The sequence below is a fragment of the Microcystis sp. M49636_WE2 genome, from assembly GCF_030065375.1.
In the GTDB taxonomy this organism is placed as follows: domain Bacteria; phylum Cyanobacteriota; class Cyanobacteriia; order Cyanobacteriales; family Microcystaceae; genus Microcystis; species Microcystis aeruginosa_C.
Genome location: NZ_JASJFG010000773.1, coordinates 1 through 17,667, shown reverse-complemented (window position 1 = coordinate 17,667; position 17,667 = coordinate 1). Strand labels below are relative to the sequence as shown.

Sequence of the window (17,667 nt, the reverse complement as noted above, 5' to 3'; positions counted from 1 at the left end):
TCGGGGGGACAACAACAAAGGTTATGTATTGCTCGCGCTATTGCGGTTAAACCGGAAGTTGTTTTAATGGATGAACCCTGTGCGGCACTCGATCCAATTTCTACCCTAAAAATTGAGGAATTAATTCACGAATTGAAAACCCAATATACTATAGTTATTGTTACTCATAATATGCAACAAGCGTCGCGGGTTTCTGATTTAACGGCTTTTTATAATGCTGAACCGACCCCAAAAGGTGGTAAAGTGGGTTATTTAGTGGAATATGATCGCACCGAGGTTATCTTTCAAAATCCCGCTCAAGAGTCCACTAGAGATTATGTTAGCGGTCGTTTTGGTTAAGATCACAGCAATAATAGCTAAAATAAAAGTCGATAGGGTGAGTTAATCTCACCCTATTTTAAGTTTCTAAAACTTGGCTTTCTGGCGCAGTAATTCGGCTAAAGTCACATCGAATTTTGAGTGTCCCCCGAAAACTGTTCCCGCTTCCCCGTTAAAGAAAGTGACCTTGGCTAAATGATAATGCTCACCGCTCAGGGGAATATAACCGACCTCTTGAACGATATTTTGAGCTTGACTGAGATAATACTCGACAAAACGCTGTAAATCCTTATTAGACTGGGCTTTTTGGGCGTTAACGTAGATAAATAAAGGACGGGCTAAGGGTTGATAGGTGGATTGTAGCACCGTTTCCCGGGAGGGCAAAACAGCCCCTTTACCACTGTCTATTGCTAAGGCTTTTAAGTTCGCCGCTTGTTTTTCGTAGTAAGCTAGACCAAAATATCCTAGGGCGTTGGCATCTTGACTAACTCCTTGGATTAAAGTGTCATCATCTTCACTGGCAACGTAATCGCTGCGGCTAACATCTTCTTCTCCTACCACCGCTTCCGTAAAATAATCGAAAGTTCCCGAATCTTTGCCCGCACCAAAGAGATTGAGAGGTTTATCCGGCAATCCCGATCGCACCTGACTCCACTTGGTAATTTTACCCTGGGCCGCAGGTTCCCAGATTTTTTTTAATTCCTCTAAAGTGATGCTGTCAATCCAATTGTTTTCTTTATTGACTGCGATGGTGAGTGCGTCAAAGGCGATCGGCAATTCGATAAATCTAATGTTATTCCGATTACAGGCTTCGATCTCATCGCTGCGAATCGGTCGCGAAGCATTGCTAATATCAGTTTTTCCAGCGCAAAACTGCCGAAATCCGCCAGTAGTACCCGAAAATTTGACGCTTATATCCGCAGACGGCTGTTTTTGTTTTTTGTATTCATCGGCGACAGCTTTGGTGATCGGGTAAACGGTGCTAGACCCATCAATAATAATTGATTTGTTTGATTGGGAGTCAACGGGAGCGCAAGCAACTAAAACACCAGCACTAACAAAAATAAGAGCCTTTTTGAGCAATTTATCGAGATTTATCAGCATTTATCCATCCCCTTGCTTTTCTGGGAGTCAGAAAAATTTATCTCCATCATTTCAAAAAAAATTGATTTAATACGAAACTCACCCCAAAAAGATAACAAACTTAACAGTAGCGAAAAGCAGCGGTGGCCCTGTTTGCCTTGACACACCTAGATAGGGTCTGCTGAAAAAGTTTTTCGTGGGGGCAGGGTGTGGGGTGTGGGGTGTGGGGTGTAAAGTCTAAAAGCCTTATCCAACAAGATTTTTAGATTTATTCAGCAAACCCTAGATAAAAAGCTTTGTCCGGGCAATTTCTCCCCAACAGATGGTTTAAATTAAGATTTCATCCTCGAATAGATACAATGGATTTTGGTCTTAATCGATCTAAATTGTTGCCAAAAGCTGTGAATTTTTTAAATTAAACTTAACCAAAATTTTACCGAATCTTAACCCAAAAAAATCTCCAATATTTCTAGATTTAAAAGTAATATTTGTGCCTTAAACTATATCTTGAAGAAAGTTCAACTTTCTCCAATTGTGCAGGATTCTTCAACCGGAAAATTTATGATATTCTCAACTGCTACCCTAACTCGTGTGTGTGCTGTCTCCTTCGCCACGGCAGCGGCCTTAGCAGGGACGATGGGAGAAGCTTTCGCCCAAACCCTGAACGGTGCAGGAGCCTCCTTTCCCGCGCCCCTATACCAGCGTTATTTTGCCGACTATAAAAACGCCACCGGTGTCACCGTTAACTATAATTCCGTCGGTAGCGGTGCTGGTGTCCGGCAATTTATCGCTGGAACCGTCGATTTTGGGGCTTCCGATGCCGCTCCTTCCTCCTCGGAAAAAGGCCAGATGAAAAACGGTTTACTGCTAGTTCCCACCGCCGGGGGAGCCGTCGCCGTGGTTTATAATTTGCCTGGGGTAAATAACCTGCAAATTTCCAGGGCTAACCTCGGTAAAATCTTCAGTGGCGAGATCACTAACTGGAGACAAGTGGATCCGAAACTTCCCAACCAACCCATTAAAGTGGTGGTTAGAGCCGATGGTAGCGGTACTACCGAGATTTTTACCTCTCACCTGAGTGCGATTAGTCCTTCCTTCAAAAGTAAGGTGGGAACCAGCAAAGAACCTAACTGGGGTTTTACCGTTCTCAAAGGACCGAAAAATGATGGTGTGGCGGCCCTGGTTAAACAAACAGAAGGCTCGATCGGTTACGTTCAAGATACCTTTGCCCGCAAAAATGAAGGGGCAACCATGAGAACTGCTAAAGTTCAGAATAAAGCTGGTCAATTTGTCGAACCCAGTCTCGCTCAAGCTAACAAGGCGATGGAAGGGATCAAATTTAACGCCGATTTTACCGCTAATATGGACGATCCGAGCAGTGGTTATCCGATCGTCGGGATTACTTGGTTATTAGTACCGAAAGACTACGCTGATAACAAAAAAGCGGCAGAAATTAAAAGACTGTTGACTTGGATTCTGACCACTGGTCAAGGTATTAACAATCAATTGGAATTTACCCGGATTCCCCAATCGGTGACTCAAAAAGTTTTAGCCGAAGTTAACAAAATTAAATAAATACTTTTGTATTAGTTTAGGCTTGATTGTCACCGCTTTCCAGTAAGATGGAAAAAAGTTACCGGTTAAGTCCATAACTAATAACTGCAAGTATTTCTTTTCTGTGGGCTGAACATTGTTCAGCCCCTACAGTTGCGTTTTAAACAACTGATAAGTGGTAATCGCTCTCTATCTTATGGCCAATTTTTCTGAATCCGTCGAGTCCTTGGCTGTCTCGGCGGCCAATCTTAACGAAAACCCCGGCACTGCGGGTTTATTCAATCGCATTTTTACAGTCTTAGTCTGGATTTGTGCCGCCTCTGGTTTAATTTTTCTGCTCTGGATGGCCTGGATTGTTTTTCAGGATGCGCGGCCGGCGATCAATGAATTCGGTTGGGGATTTCTCTGGGGAACCACTTGGGATGTGAACGTCCTCAAATTTGGTGGTTTACCCTTTATTTTCGGTTCGATCGTTTCCTCGATTCTGGCTCTTGTATTAGCTATTCCCCTCAGTGTTGCCGTTGCTTTAACCACTAGCGAGAATTATTTGCCGGCAAGTGTCCGTTATCCCATCGGTTTTCTGGTGGAATTAATTGCCTCGATTCCTAGCGTAATTATCGGGTTATGGGGGATTTTCGTGCTAATTCCCGTGCTTAAACCCCTACAAGAATGGTTATTTCAAAATTTTGCTTGGTTCCCTTTGTTTAATACCCAACCTTTGGGACCAAGTATGCTGATCGCCGGTGTGATCCTGGCCATCATGATCGTGCCGACTATTTCCGCTATCAGTCGCGATGTGTTGCTTACCGTCCCCCCCGAATTACGCAGCGCCTCCATGGCCCTAGGTGCCACTCGTTGGGAAACCATCTGGCGCGTGTTGTTGCCGGCGGCCAGTTCTGGCATTATCGGGGCGATTATCCTCGGTTTAGGTCGCGCTTTAGGGGAAACTATGGCGGTAGCCATGGTAATCGGTAACTCCTCGATTATTAGTCCCTCCCTCTTGGCCCCCGGTTATACTATTCCTGCTGTACTAGCCAATACCTTCCCAGAAGCTTTTGAAAAAATCCACATCGGAGCCTTGATGTATCTAGCTTTAATTCTATTTGTTATTACCTTAGCTGTCAATAGTGTAGCGGCTTTATTAGTACAATTTATCAACCGCAATCGTTAATTTTATGAGCCAAGGAGCTTTTCCCGAAGAAGATTTACAGCAACCCCTGTCACCCTGGCGACATTTTTTTACCAACGGTCTCACGGGTTTAGCGATCGCTCTTAGTGCCATCGCCATTCTACCTTTATTCGCTATCCTCTTTCAAATTGTCAAAGAAGGTTTACCCGGATTCAATTGGCAAGTTTTCACCTCTTTACCCGCCCCAGTTGGCTCCGATCCCAGTGTTCCCAACGGTTTCGCTAATGCGATCGTGGGTACTTTAACCATGGTCGGTTTAGCATCCCTCGGCAGCATACCTCTGGGGATTCTCACCGGGGTTTTTCTCTCGGAATTCGCTCGGGGTTCCAAAATTGGCGGTATTCTGCGCTTTGCGATCGTGGTGTTGAGTAGTACCCCTTCCGTTATTGTCGGGGTGTTTTCCTTCGGGGTTTTGGTGTTAACTACCAAACAATTTTCCGCCGTAGCGGGGGCCTTTGCTTTGGGGGTGATTATGTTGCCCATCATCGCTTTAACCACGGAAGAGGCACTAAAACTAATACCTATGTCCTACCGTCTCGGTTCCTCCGCTTTGGGGGGTTCCCGTTTCGATACGGTATTTCGCATTGTCCTACCAGCAGCGATCGCACCGATTATGACCGGGATATTATTAGCGGTGGCCCGGGCCGCTGGAGAAACCGCCCCTTTAATGTTTACGGCTTTATTTAGTCAATTTTGGCAAGAAAGTCTTTGGTCGCCCACACCGGCTTTAACGGTGTTGATTTATAACTATGCTAGTTCCCCCTTTCCTGAACAAAATTCCCTGGCTTGGACAGCTTCTTTAGTCCTAATTATCTTAGTTTTAATTACTAGCCTTCTCTCCCGTTTTGTCACTCGTAAACGCTCAAATTAAGCATTTTTCTTATGATCGATTCCTCTCTCATGAACAGTCCTACTTCTCTAGCTAATTCGGCGATCGAAGTCGAAAATATTAGCTTTTTCTATGGTAGTAAAAAAGCCCTGGAAGGTGTTTCTTTAGAAATCCCGCAAAGGCAAGTAACCGCCATGATCGGCCCCTCCGGTTGTGGTAAATCCACTCTCTTAAAAGCCCTCAATCGCATCGGGGAATTAGAGGGACAAGTGACAGTTAAGGGCAAAGTTAGGTTTTTTGGCCAAGATATCTACGCCCCCAAAGTTAACCTTCATACCTTACGGCGACAGGTGGGTATGGTGTTTCAGCGCCCTAACCCTTTTCCTGCTAGTATTTACGATAATATTGCCTACGGTATTAGAATTTATCGTTCCGCTAGTCGCAGTGAATTAGATGCAATTGTGGAATCAGCTTTAAAAGGGGCTGCTCTTTGGAATGAAGTTAAAGATCTGTTGAATAAATCTGCTTTAGGATTATCGGGAGGACAACAACAAAGATTGTGTATTGCTCGCGCTTTGGCGGTAAAACCAAAAGTATTATTAATGGATGAACCTTGTTCGGCCTTAGACCCCCTTTCTACCCTCAAAGTCGAGGAATTAATCCATGAATTGAAGCAACAATACACGATCGTGATTGTCACCCATAATATGCAACAGGCCTCTAGGGTATCCGATCGCACGGCCTTTTTTAATGCCGATGAAACCCGCGTCGGTCGTTTGGTAGAATTTGACACCACCCAGAAAATTTTCACCGATGCAGTTAATCAACAAACTCGCGATTATGTAGCCGGTAGATTCGGTTAATTTGTCTTGTCAGTTATCAGTTATCAGTTATCAGTTATCAGTTATCAGTTATCAGTTATCAGTAGTCAGGAGACAGGAGATTATTTTTATTTATTCTCCCCACACCCCACTCCCTGCTCCCCAATTCATAATTCATAATTCATAATTCATAATTCCCCCACACCCCACACCCTACACCCTACACCCTAAACCCTAAGACTGCCCGATTTTGCTAGGATAAGAAATGTAACAAGAATCTTTCTCAACAGTCGGATAATTCATGGGCAACGATACCATCACCTTACTCTCCCCGCGGGAAATTGACAAAATGCGACGAGCCGGACGATTAGCGGCTAAACTGTTAGATCATCTGGCAGATATGGTTAAACCGGGGGTAAGTACCCTAGAAATCAATGATGAAGCAGAACGTTGGACTCGCGCCCATGGAGCCAAAAGTGCGCCCCTAGGATACCACGGCTTTCCTAAGTCCATCTGTACTAGCATTAACGAGGTTATCTGTCACGGCATCCCCAGCGCCGATCAAATCCTCAAAGATGGCGATATTATTAACATCGATGTCACCCCGATTTTAGAGGGTTATCACGGCGATACCTCCCAGACTTTCTTTGTCGGTACTCCCTCCCCCCTGGCTAAAAAGTTAGTGGAAGTTACCAGAGAATGTCTGCAAAGAGGCATAGATGCAGTGCAGCCGGGGGGTAAAATCGGCGATATCGGCGCAGCTATCCAAGAATATGCGGAAGGCCAAGGATTCTCGGTGGTTAGAGATTTTGTCGGTCATGGTATCAGTAATGTTTTTCACACCGGTCCGCAGGTTCCCCACTACGGCACTCGCGGCAAGGGCAAAAAAATTCGCCCCGGTATGGTATTCACCATTGAACCAATGATTAATGAGGGAACCTGGCAACATATTGTCTTAAAAGACGGTTGGACTGCTATTACTAAAGATGGTAAACTTTCGGCCCAATTTGAACACACCATCGCCGTCACCGAAACTGGTGTCGAAATTCTCACTGTACCCGATTAAATTTAGGGAACAGGGAACAGGGGATAGGGAATGGGAGAATGGGGAAATAGGGAAGTTTCAACTAATACCCCAAAACCCTAAAACCCCATCTCCCCACCTCCCCACTTCATAATTCATAATTCATAATTCATAATTCATAATTCATAATTCCCACTGATAACTGAATATATGCAGTATCGTCGTTTCGGTCGCACTAATCTACAAATGCCAGTGTTTTCCTGTGGGGGGATGCGCTATCAATTTCAGTGGCAGGATGTGCCAATGTCGCAAATTCCCGACGAGAATCAAGGCAATTTAGAGGCAATTATCAATAAATCTCTGGAAGTGGGGATTAATCACATCGAAACCGCTAGGGGTTACGGCACTTCCGAGATGCAATTGGGCAAAATTTTGCCGCAACTACCGAGGGAAAAGATTATCGTGCAGACGAAAGTTTCTCCTAGTCAAGATGTGCGGGAATTTCGCCGTAAATTTGAGCAATCCCTGCAATTTTTACGGTTAGATTATGTGGATTTGTTGGGCATCCATGGCATCAACACCGAGGAAATTCTCGATGATACTATGGCCGAGGGCGGTTGTTGGCAAGAGGCGAAAAAATTACAGCAACAGGGAAAAGTTCGTTTTATCGGTTTCTCCACCCATGCACCAACTGATGTAATTGTCAAGACTATTGCAACAAATTGTTACGATTACCTCAATCTGCACTGGTACTATATTTTTCAGAATAACTGGCCGGCCATAGAAGCGGCAAAACAGCACGATATGGGGGTTTTTATCATTAGTCCCTCCGATAAGGGCGGCCATCTCTACAATCCTCCCCCTAAGCTCGTGGCTCTCTGTTCTCCTCTCAGTCCGATGGTTTTTAATGACCTATTTTGTCTCAGTCATCCGGCCGTCCATACCCTTAGTATCGGTGCTGCGCGAGCCAGAGATTTTGATGAACACCTGAAAACTTTACCCTTACTCGATCGCTCCGAGGAGATTTTACCGGCAATTATCGAGAGATTGCAAGGGGAGATGATCAACTGTTTAGGCGATAATTGGGTAAAAACTTGGTCTGTGGGTTTACCTAGCTGGGAAAATACCCCCAATCAGATTAATATTCGTTCTATCCTCTGGTTACGCAATCTTGTTATCGCCTACGATATGATTGACTTTGCGAGGGCCAGATACAATCTCTTGGGGAATGGGGGTCATTGGTTCCCCGGTCAACAGGCAAAAGAGGTGGAAAAACTCGATTTAACTGCCTGTTTAGCCGCTAGTCCCCACGCTGATAAAATTCCCTATCTTCTCGCCGAAACTCATCGATTATTGTCGGGAGAGACGGTACAACGCTTAAGCAGTAGTTAATTAAAATTCGATGCCGGGTTGCGCTTTCACTCCCTGTTGACGAAAGGGATGTTTAATTAACTTCATTTCCGTGACTAAATCCGCTATCTCGATTAATTCGGGTAAAGCTCCTCTACCAGTGAGAATAACGTGAGAATTAGCGGGTTTTCGGGCTAAACCAGCGATAACTTCCTGAATATCCAGATAGCCGAATTTAAGGGCGATATTGATCTCATCGAGTAAAATTAATTGATATTGGGGATTTTCGAGAAAAGTTAGGGCTTTTTGCCATGCTTCTTGGGCTTTCTCTATATCTCTTTCTCTATCTTGGGTTTCCCAGGTAAAACCTTCCCCCATAGCATAAAACTCGATTTGTTCCCCCCAAACACTAAAAATCTTTTGTTCGGCAGGTTCCCAAGCACCTTTGATGAATTGTACCACCGCCACTTTGTAACCATGACCGAGGGAACGTAAAACCATACCGAGGGCTGCCGTGGTTTTTCCCTTACCATCGCCGGTATTAACGATAATTAAACCTTTTTCAGCGATTTTTTCGGCCAAACGTTCCTCTTGGATGACCTTGCGGCGCTGCATTTTTTCTTTGTATTGTTCGGGAGTGAGTTGCATTCGGGTCTGTCCAGTCAAATCAAGATAATTGTAACTCAAGGGGTTATCGATCGCTATGTGAAGATTTTGACCGGCTAAATTGTCTGGGGGTTGATGCCTAATTCTCGTAATTTTGCCGCTAATCTTTCCTTGGCTTGTCGTTCTTGTTCTTTTTCTAAAAGAGCCTGTTCTTTTTCTAAAAGAGCCTGTTCTTTTGCCTGTCGTTCCTGTTCCTTTTCTAAAAGAATCTGTTCCTTTTCTAAAAGAATCTGTTCCTTTGCTTGTCTTTGCTGTAATTCAGCTTCTTGGGGAGTGGGAACCAATTGACCATCGGCGGTAAAATAACGCAGTTTACGGTCAAATATGCCTAAATATAATCCTAACTGTTCACTCCATAGATAACCCCGGTCATTGGGAGAAATAGCTTGATATTGTCCCTCAAGTATCGTAAATCCTTGGAATTCTAAGGTATTAGGATCGAACCAAAAATAATTAGGAGTGCGAAAAGTATTTTGGTAGAGAATTTTCTTTTTAGTGCGGTCAATATTGGCCGTAGAATCGGAAATAATCTCCACGATCACATTGGGATATTTACCCTGTTCTCCCCAAACCACCCAACTTTTGCGGGGACGTTTTTCTGTATCTAAAACCACAAAAAAATCAGGACCGCAGAAATCGCGCTTTTTCAGTTGTTCTTCGTTATAGTAGATAGTCAGATTACCGGAAGCGTAGTAATCGTTTTTCTCTTGCCATAATAATTCTAGACAATTGAGGAGAATTATGATCTGTTGCAGATGTAAATCACTTTCCAAGGGTGGTTCATCACTCCATAAATCGGTGGGGGGACAGGTAACTTCTGGTAAAATGTCGAGAGTTGTCATAGTTTTTCCCCTGGCTGGGACATTTATTTAATTAGGGTTTACTGAATAAATGTGAAATATAGACTAGATAAGAGTTTTAGGATATTTTTTTGCGAAACAGGTGCAAGGTTTTGAGAGTCCTGTAGGGGCGAAGCATTTGGGCATAACCTATCACTGAAACCGTAGATTTCCTATCCGAATGCTTCGCCCGTACCCCAAATTTTTCTCTAGCAACGCACCAAATAAATTAATGATAGGTGTGGTGCGTTACGACGGATTGTTAGATTCAAGTTTAAGCAAAGATTGTCGCCGTCTAACGCACCCTACATTTTACTACATTTTACTTGCAACAAGGAAATAATTCATAATTTAAGGAAGTCCCAGACAATAGAACGCCCCCCAGTAACGATAATCCTGAAAAGGCACTGCGTCGGGAGCAAATTCGTCGAGCCACTTGATCAATTCGCCGATTTTCTGATAATTGGCTTGAGCAGTATCGGCGTTCGGATCCTTAGTTTGGCGCATTTGTCGCCAAGTCTGATAAGCCTGCTGATAATCGGCTGTCAAACGGTCCCGCCAGTCTTTTTGGCAAGTCTCCCGCAGCGCTTGACGAGCCTGATGTAGAGCCGTTAAACGTTCCTCTCCGGCCCGCCGTGCGCGATGGTACTCCCGGGAAAACAGCGCCGTCGCTAGATCAGTCACCGCCCAATGACTACTAATCACAGCACGAGCGCCCCCCAGCAGAAAGCCTGTACCTAAGCTGAGGGGTTCGTCCAGTAATTCCCGTCGCAGGTTTCCCTCTTCATCTCGGGAAGTGGCAAAACTGAGACCGGTTTCACAACAGGAGAGAAACACTTCCAACAATTCGGGAAAACGCCACAGGGGACTAAGTAAATCCCGGAGGGTGACTTTTTGCTCTTCGGCTAGGACGAGGTGGGAGTTGAGGGGATCATCGGGGCGGCTGGTGGCGTGGTGGCTGGAGAGCAAAGCCTGCACTTGTTTCAGCAATTGCAGATAAGAGTCGGGGGTGACTGTGCGCCCCTGTAGCCGCCGTTGGCGAGGCACATTCCAGGTTTGGGCGACCCACTCACACTCTAGGGGAGTATAGGGCAAATCCTCTGTGGTGTTTTCCACAATCCCCAGGGTGTCGGGAGTCGGTTGCGATCGCTCTTGGCACAGTCCGAGAATTTTCGTACTAGGGACAAACTGAAGGCGAAAGCGATCGCCCAGTAGTTGGCCTTGGGCGGTGGGTAGAAGGTCGAAGGGAATTTGGTGCAGGAACAGGTGGGGAATCAGGATTAACTCAGTGATGCCCTGGAGGTGCTGTTGGATGAGGGTGTCGAATTGCAGTCGGGTTGCCAGTTCTTGCAGACGAGTGGCCATAGCTTGGTGCCACTCATCCCGACGCTGCTGGCGGGATTGGGCGGTCTCTGCTTGATTAATCGCAATGTAGGGGTTAACCCAGTTGACGACCAGCCAGTTTTGCAAGTCGTTGGCGGACTCCGGGGGATTGGGAATAGTGTGGCAGTTGACCCCTTCCCCGCCATCCCGGGAGGGGCGACGCAGGACAAAGATGTGGGTATGGGTGGCGGTGGTGTAGAAGCTGAGGAGGGCAGTCTGGGGGGATGGAAGCAGCGCCGTTAGCTGATCGAGTCGGGGTTGGGGTTGGGGTTGCTGAAGTTGGGCGGTGATGGCATCAAAGCGGTAGAGAGCATCCCAGGCTTGACGTTCAGCGGCTTCGGCGGCGTAGAGTTGTTCCGTGGCAAAGCTGGCGCGGGTGTTACCGATGGGGTAGGGTTGGGGTTTCTGGGTGAATCCGGGCTGGTCGAGGGGTTTTTGACGGAGTTGGGATTGGATCTGACGGCTATCCTTAACCTGCTGATACCAGGCTTGGATCTCTGGGGGAACGCGCCCATCGGCGTAGAGGTCGCCCACAGCGATGAGGTCGGCGAGGCGTTTGGAGCGGGAACGTTCGACGGTTCGCAGCGCCAGGGAGAGGTCGCCTTGGTTAACGGCGGCTTGGATTAGGTTTTCATAAACACCGATGGACTCGCGGACAATCTCTTGGCGAAGGGCTTCACTGGTTGCCCAGGCGCGGCTTTGTTCAACGGCTTCCACGGCGACGGTGTAGCCTTCGATGGCAATGTCCCACCAACCCTGCTGGAAACCGATATCGCCTAAGTTGCGCCCAGTTCTCAGGGTGTCAGCCGGTAAGAGAGCGGGGTTGAGAAAGGAAAGTGCTTCTCGATAATTGGCGATCGCCCGTTCTAGGTTGGCCACTGGCTCTTTCCCTAGTCGGGCCTGGGTGCGGTAGGCATTGCCCAGATTATTGAGGGTTGTGGCTAAATCCCTTTCTAATCCGGGTTGGCGGCGGATGGTGGTGGCTTCGGTATAGGTAGCGATCGCCCGTTCTAGGTTGGCTACCGGCTCTTTCCCTAGTTCGGCCTGGGTGCGGTAGGCATTGCCCAGATTATTGAGGGTTCCGGCTAAATCCCTTTCTAATCCGGGTTGGCGGCGGATGGTGGTGGCTTCGGTATAGGCGGCGATCGCCCGTTCTAGGTTGGCTACCGGCTCTTTCCCTAGTCGGGCCTGGGTGAGGTAGGCTATGCCCAGATTAGTGAGGGTTGTGGCTAAATCCCTTTCTAATCCCGGTTGGCGGAAGATGGTGGTGGCTTCGGTGTAGGCGGCGATCGCCCGTTCTAGGTTGGCTACCGGCTCTTTCCCTAGTTCGGCTTGGTTGAGGTAGGCTATGCCCAGATTATTGAGGGTTTCGGCTAAATCCCTTTCTAATCCCAGTTGGCGGAAGATGGTGGTGGCTTCGGTGTAGGCATTGATCGCCCGTTCTCGGTTAGCTACCGGCTCTTTCCCCACTTGGGATTGAGTCCAGTAGGCTAGGCCCAGATTATTGAGGGTTGTGGCTAAATCCCTTTCTAATCCGGGTTGGCGGCGGATGGTGGCGGCCTCGGTATAGGCGGCGATCGCCCGTTCTAGGTTGACCACCGGCTCTTTCCCTAGTCGGGCTTGGGTGCTGTAGGCTACGCCCAGATTATTGAGGGTTTGGGCTAAATCCCTTTCTAATCCGGGTTGGCGGTGGATGGTGGTGGCTTCGGTATAGGCGGCGATCGCACGTTCTAGGTTGGCTACCGGCTCTTTCCCTAGTTGGGCTTGGGTGTGGTAGGCTATGCCCAGATTATTGAGGGTTGTGGCTAAATCCCTTTCTAATCCCGGTTGGCGGCGGATGGTGGTGGCTTCGGTGTAGGTGGCGATCGCCCGTTCTAGGTTGGCTACCGGCTCTTTCCCTAGTTGGGCTTGGGTGAGGTAGGCATTGCCCAGATTAGTGAGGGTTAGGGCTAAATCCCTTTCTAATCCCGGTTGGCGGCGGATGGTGGTGGCTTCGGTATAGGCGGCGATCGCCCGTTCTAGGTTGGCTACCGGCTCTTTCCCTAGTTGGGCTTGGGTGCGGTAGGCATTGCCCAGATTATTGAGGGTTTGGGCTAAATCCCTTTCTAATCCGGGTTGGCGGCGGATGGTGGTGGCTTCGGTGAGGGCGGCGATCGCCCGTTCTAGGTTGGCCACTGGCTCTTTCCCTAGTTCGGCTTGGGTGACGTAGGCTACGCCCAGATTATTGAGGGTTGTGGCTAAATCCCTTTCTAATCCCGGTTGGCGTTTAGTTGCAGCACAAAACTCGTATCCATAGACGGCAATGGCTAGGTTAATGAGTGGATTACCTTTAGGAAATTCATGAAAAGCATAAGTAAGACAATAGAGTATTGCCGCTAGTCTGTGAGTTTCCTCTCGACTGGCTTGTTCCTTGGTTTGATTTCCCCAAGCACGGAGGAGGTTAAGTAAGTTTTCATCTAAGAGATGGAGGTTATTGTCGAGCAGGGGATAAATTGCTTGGGGGTTTCCGTGACTTTCTACGACAGTTTCCAGTAGGGTTTGTAAAAAACTGATGTAGAGGTTTTGGTTATCTCTTGGCGGGTCTAAAATTTGCTCTAACTGTTGCGCCATATTCAGCAACCATCTCCCTTCATTGCTTTGTCCTTGCTGTTCTAATAAGTCTGCATACTGCTTCATCACAGCGACTAAGCCTGCATCAAGTAATTCCGCGTTAGCCTCTAATAGCGCTGGTTCCAGACCATTTTCGCACTGGAGGAGCGCTTGGATTAGGGCTAAGTAAGCTTCTATTCTTGCTTCGTTCATGATTGTTTTTAGTAGTAGTGGTTCTAATTAAATTGAAGATAGATTTTGGGTTTGATCCCCCCTTAGTCCCCCCTTGATAAGGGGGGTGTTGATCCCCCCTTAGTCCCCCCTTGATAAGGGGGGTGTTGATCCCCCCTTAGTCCCCCCTTGATAAGGGGGGCATCTGATAATTTTTAACGCCTACCTAATCAGATAAGAACTCTTGACAATTAATTATATGTTATAACGAAGTTAAATTAATGATAGGTGTGGTGCGTTACGACGGATTGTTAGATGATTGAGTAGGGGCGAAGCATTCGGACAATAACCTATTACTGAAACCCTAGATTTCCTATCCGAATGCTTCGCCCGTACCCTGAATTTTTCTCTAGCAAACTCAATTGGGGATGGGGGGTGAGTGCGATCATGGATTTTAAGCTATAATCAAAGATGTTGATTTATCCCATGAAGTAACAATGTTATCCATTAATCTAGATCGAGAAACCGAGAACTATCTAGCAGACATCATTTCCGAAGAGAATATTAGCTCAGAAGAACTTCTGAAAAAACTCATTTACGAACATTGGCAAAGCTTAAAACCGCGTAAAACTTTATTACAACGCCGGGGAGGTCATCCTCAGCATCTTTTAGAAAATGCTCCACCTGATTTGTCATTGCGAGAAAACCGCAAAAAAGTAGTGGCAGAATATATCCAAAACCACCATCAGCAAGATCATTCATGACAAATTATCCCCCCAAAATTATTACAGATAGCAGTATTTTATTCGCCTATTACAGTTCCCAAGATATAGTTATTTCAACTAAGAATGAGACAAGACTCACCTATCTCACTATTATTGTCAGTAAGCACTCCCGCAGGGGCGAAGCATTCGGATAAGAAATCTACGGTTTCAGCGATAGGTTATTGCCCGAATGCTTCGCCCCTACAACCTTATTTGAAATGACTATATGTTACATTTGGGCGCAGGTTTCCCAGATGGCGAAAAGTGGGATATAATTACAAATGATAATAGTCAAAATTAAAAGGTAAGTATGCGCTATAAAGTAAGGTTACAAGAGAGCGAGGAAGGATATGCGATATGGTGTCCAAGTTTACCGGGGTGCTGGTCACAAGGGGAAACTAAAGAGGAAGCTTTAGAAAATATCAAGGATGCCATTCAACTCTACTTAGAGACAGTCGAAGAACTAAATAAAGATGACGAATCTCTTTATGTAGAAGTTGGATAATTATGCCAAAACTTCCAGGAATAAATCATTTAAGAGCAATTCAGGCCTTAGAAAAAGCAGGTTTTCAAGTCATTAGACAAGGTAAACATATTACGATGGCGAATGGGAAGCGTATTATTGTCATTCCTAGAGCCAATCCGGTTAATGCTTATACTATGGCTGGAATTGTTAACGATGCTGGATTGACCATTGAAGAATTTTAAAAGCTTTTATAGCTTTTCGACAATTATTTTAATGCTTTTCATGATTATTTTTTAAATACATTTTCCCAATTCATCAAGCAAATCCATCGCCACCTCTAGCCAGTCCACCGCACCCACTGAAGACGGCTCAGGCGTTGCTTCCCTTACCCCTTCCGGACGCGAGACTAAGGGTTTAAAATTCTCATTATTCTCGCTGGCCTTCTCTTCTAAAAACTCCTTTAATAGCGTCGGACGCTCATAGTCCTGCCGATAGTCCCAGACCCAGTTTAACACTGTGATTACCTCCGCTCGCTGTTCCGCCGACCAGCCTTGTTTATCGATATACTGCGCCATGATTTGCTGACAGTTTTCCCACCGACGGTAAGCCTCCCACAGCGCCGATATAGGTTTCCTCATCGCCAAGGACACCGCACCGCCTTCTGGGAAATCCTGACGCAGGTCCGAACTCAACAGAACCCCAGTTAACCAAGCTCCCCCTTCCCCTAACTCGATTAAAATATAGGCTAGAGTTGCCGGATTTAGGTCAATTTCGACACTAATTTGGCTTAAATCCAACGGTTCTTCACCAGAGTCTTGAGGAATCAACACAGCTTCTAGTTTACCTAGCTTGGGTAGTACCACTTGAGCATTATCAGCCGCCGCAGCATCTACCTCTATCCCATGCTCTTTTAGATAATCTGTCAGCACCGCCGCCGCTAAGGTGTTCTGGCGAAATTCCCCAAAGCTGGGATAGGGAACCCAAACAGAGTCGGCTAAATCTGTTTTAGGGTCTAAACCCGCAAGTTTAGCTAACTCAACAAGATCATCTGTATCTGCATTAGCAAGACGCAGGTACAGTTCTTCAACTTCTCGAATAAAATCTGCATCACTCATAACGTAATACCTGACGACTTAGATAGGGTTGGGTTTTATGCTTTAAAAATAACTTAGCTACTGCTAACTCAAATACGTTTAATTTGTGTCCAGAAATATCATCTTTAAATAAATTTTCTAAACCCGTAATCACAACCTGACGCATTTCATGAGTAAATGTCGCTTCAACGCTCCAGGGAACACCCGCAATTAACATTTTACCCAGGGAATCTGCTAATTCCCCAATCAAAACAGGCTCACCTGTCCTATTCTCGAACACCCACACAGGCTGATTATTTGCTCCCTTGTGACTAATTTGCGCTATTTTAAGCTGAAACTTATCCCCCTGGGACTCTTTTTGACGCTTTTCTCTAACTCCCTTTAAGTTTGCTTTCGATAAATCAGGAGTTATAGAGCCTTCTAGTTGAGACTTGCTTTCCTGTTCTCCTCCTAACTGACGTTCAATCTCTAATTCCCTTGCTAAAATCTTTTTCAACGCCTCATTTCTCAACTCAGAAGGCATTTGGCCATTCTCCAGTTTTAAGCGTAACTCTCCCCCCCGCAAACCAAACTTAACCCGTCCAAAAGAAAAATCAAGCCACTGCTGATTAAAAATAATCCGCACCGATAGGGAAAACGCCTCTGGATCAGACTTTTTCAAAAGCGAAAAAACACCCTTAGACTCAGGCGCAACAGGTTCTCCCGAAATCTCTAAGTGCAGACATTCGGGACATTTATTATCATGTTCTGTCACCGCAATTGCCCTTGATTGCTTTGCCATCATCCTAGGCCTTTCAAACCCTTAACTGTAATAATTGTACTGTATGTGGGGTTTGCGGCAAAAAGTTTGTTGTTTTGCTCATAAAGTCCCAAAACCATTTTTTAGCAAAGCTGCTACCGATAAGTAGTCGTGCAAAATAAATTTCCTAGTGAAGAAAGGCAAAAAGCAAAAGGCAAAAGGCAAGGGGGGTTAGATATGTGTAATTAATTTTGCTTAGGTACTTATTCAGCTAGTCCTATTTACTTTTCCAGATTGCCTATCCCCAATTCATAATTCATAATTCATAATTCATAATTTCTGAAGGATTGGATAATTGAAGCCTTCTGAAGCAAAAGAATATCTGTGATTGCCATCAACACTGTTATATTATAGAAAAATATTTCTGAGATTTTTCCTATGCCTCTAATTAAAATTCAAACTTCTGTCACCTCCCTCGATGATGAGACGATTAATCAACTTTTGCAGAGTCTTTCGGCTAAATTAGCTAAACATCTGGGAAAACCCGAATCCTATGTGATGACAGCTTTAGAATCGGGGATAAAAATGACTTTTGCTGGCACTTTTGAGCCGGTGTGTTATGTGGAGATTAAAAGTGTTGGTTCTATTTCCGCCGCTCAAACTAAAAGCATGAGTAGTGATTTTTGTCAAGAAATTGAGGCTTATTTAGGAATACCGAAAAATCGCATTTATCTAGAATTTGCCGAGGCGAAAGGTGATCTTTGGGGATGGAATGGCACTACTTTTGG

Annotated in this window: 17 protein-coding genes; 11 read left to right on the top strand and 6 right to left on the bottom strand. The window is 45.8% G+C overall.

Translation table 11 applies throughout. From position 1 onward, the window contains the following. Positions 1-339 (top strand): phosphate ABC transporter ATP-binding protein (locus tag PX484_RS17790; RefSeq protein WP_288104966.1); only part of this gene is annotated, 339 nt, incomplete at its 5' end. A gap of 66 nt (positions 340-405) precedes the next feature. On the opposite strand, the gene PX484_RS17785 is transcribed toward PX484_RS17790, so the two are convergent. Further along, positions 406-1,422 carry a PstS family phosphate ABC transporter substrate-binding protein gene (locus PX484_RS17785; RefSeq protein ID WP_287729107.1) on the bottom strand — a complete coding sequence of 339 codons (1,017 nt, stop codon included), beginning with the start codon at positions 1,420-1,422 and terminating at the stop codon, positions 406-408. 540 nt (positions 1,423-1,962) lie between these two features. On the opposite strand from PX484_RS17785, the gene pstS reads away from it, so the two are divergent. The 6 genes from pstS to PX484_RS17755 all read left to right on the top strand — a co-directional run bounded on the left by pstS (position 1,963) and on the right by PX484_RS17755 (position 8,210). Further along, positions 1,963-2,976, top strand: coding sequence for a phosphate ABC transporter substrate-binding protein PstS (pstS, locus tag PX484_RS17780; protein ID WP_004268312.1), 1,014 nt, complete (start codon positions 1,963-1,965; stop codon positions 2,974-2,976). A 175-nt stretch (positions 2,977-3,151) separates the two neighbouring features. Continuing rightward, the gene (gene pstC / locus PX484_RS17775; protein ID WP_004268314.1) at positions 3,152-4,126 is read left to right on the top strand and encodes a phosphate ABC transporter permease subunit PstC; all 975 of its coding nucleotides are present in this window, start codon (positions 3,152-3,154) and stop codon (positions 4,124-4,126) included. A 4-nt stretch (positions 4,127-4,130) separates the two neighbouring features. Further along, complete coding sequence (gene pstA, locus PX484_RS17770) at positions 4,131-5,015, top strand: phosphate ABC transporter permease PstA (protein WP_045359638.1); 885 nt, start codon at positions 4,131-4,133, stop codon at positions 5,013-5,015. Positions 5,016-5,026: 11 nt separating this feature from the next. Next, entirely contained in the window at positions 5,027-5,836 is an 810-nt protein-coding gene (gene pstB / locus PX484_RS17765; protein ID WP_004268318.1) for a phosphate ABC transporter ATP-binding protein PstB, read from the top strand. Positions 5,837-6,095: 259 nt separating this feature from the next. Then, positions 6,096-6,860 carry a type I methionyl aminopeptidase gene (gene map / locus PX484_RS17760; RefSeq protein WP_002802314.1) on the top strand — a complete coding sequence of 255 codons (765 nt, stop codon included), beginning with the start codon at positions 6,096-6,098 and terminating at the stop codon, positions 6,858-6,860. A gap of 168 nt (positions 6,861-7,028) precedes the next feature. Continuing rightward, the gene (locus tag PX484_RS17755) at positions 7,029-8,210 is read left to right on the top strand and encodes an aldo/keto reductase (protein WP_002802315.1); all 1,182 of its coding nucleotides are present in this window, start codon (positions 7,029-7,031) and stop codon (positions 8,208-8,210) included. Here the strand turns inward: PX484_RS17755 and cobO are convergent, their stop codons facing one another. The 3 genes from cobO to PX484_RS17740 all read right to left on the bottom strand — a co-directional run bounded on the left by cobO (position 8,211) and on the right by PX484_RS17740 (position 13,858). Continuing rightward, complete coding sequence (cobO, locus tag PX484_RS17750; RefSeq protein WP_108936143.1) at positions 8,211-8,816, bottom strand: cob(I)yrinic acid a,c-diamide adenosyltransferase; 606 nt, start codon at positions 8,814-8,816, stop codon at positions 8,211-8,213. A gap of 74 nt (positions 8,817-8,890) precedes the next feature. After that, positions 8,891-9,676, bottom strand: a complete 786-nt coding sequence (locus PX484_RS17745; protein WP_004268320.1) for a Uma2 family endonuclease — start codon at positions 9,674-9,676, stop codon at positions 8,891-8,893. A 348-nt stretch (positions 9,677-10,024) separates the two neighbouring features. Then, positions 10,025-13,858: a CHAT domain-containing tetratricopeptide repeat protein gene (locus tag PX484_RS17740; protein WP_287764656.1), complete on the bottom strand. Its 3,834-nt coding sequence runs from the start codon at positions 13,856-13,858 to the stop codon at positions 10,025-10,027. Between the two features lie 455 nt (positions 13,859-14,313). On the opposite strand from PX484_RS17740, the gene PX484_RS17735 reads away from it, so the two are divergent. From PX484_RS17735 to PX484_RS17725, 3 genes are all read left to right on the top strand, one after another. Further along, positions 14,314-14,580, top strand: coding sequence for a hypothetical protein (locus PX484_RS17735; protein WP_046661765.1), 267 nt, complete (start codon positions 14,314-14,316; stop codon positions 14,578-14,580). Between the two features lie 310 nt (positions 14,581-14,890). After that, the gene (locus PX484_RS17730) at positions 14,891-15,085 is read left to right on the top strand and encodes a type II toxin-antitoxin system HicB family antitoxin (RefSeq protein ID WP_002784633.1); all 195 of its coding nucleotides are present in this window, start codon (positions 14,891-14,893) and stop codon (positions 15,083-15,085) included. 2 nt (positions 15,086-15,087) lie between these two features. Beyond that, the gene (locus PX484_RS17725; protein WP_287764654.1) at positions 15,088-15,288 is read left to right on the top strand and encodes a type II toxin-antitoxin system HicA family toxin; all 201 of its coding nucleotides are present in this window, start codon (positions 15,088-15,090) and stop codon (positions 15,286-15,288) included. 51 nt (positions 15,289-15,339) lie between these two features. Here the strand turns inward: PX484_RS17725 and PX484_RS17720 are convergent, their stop codons facing one another. Further along, a complete protein-coding gene (locus PX484_RS17720; protein WP_287764652.1) occupies positions 15,340-16,161 on the bottom strand; it encodes a hypothetical protein in 822 nt (273 codons plus the stop codon). Continuing rightward, positions 16,154-16,921, bottom strand: coding sequence for a hypothetical protein (locus PX484_RS17715; RefSeq protein ID WP_287666265.1), 768 nt, complete (start codon positions 16,919-16,921; stop codon positions 16,154-16,156). The genes PX484_RS17720 and PX484_RS17715 overlap by 8 nt, the downstream gene beginning before the upstream one ends. A gap of 396 nt (positions 16,922-17,317) precedes the next feature. On the opposite strand from PX484_RS17715, the gene PX484_RS17710 reads away from it, so the two are divergent. Next, a partial coding sequence (locus tag PX484_RS17710) for a phenylpyruvate tautomerase MIF-related protein (RefSeq protein WP_110545606.1) occupies positions 17,318-17,667 on the top strand: 350 nt, incomplete at its 3' end.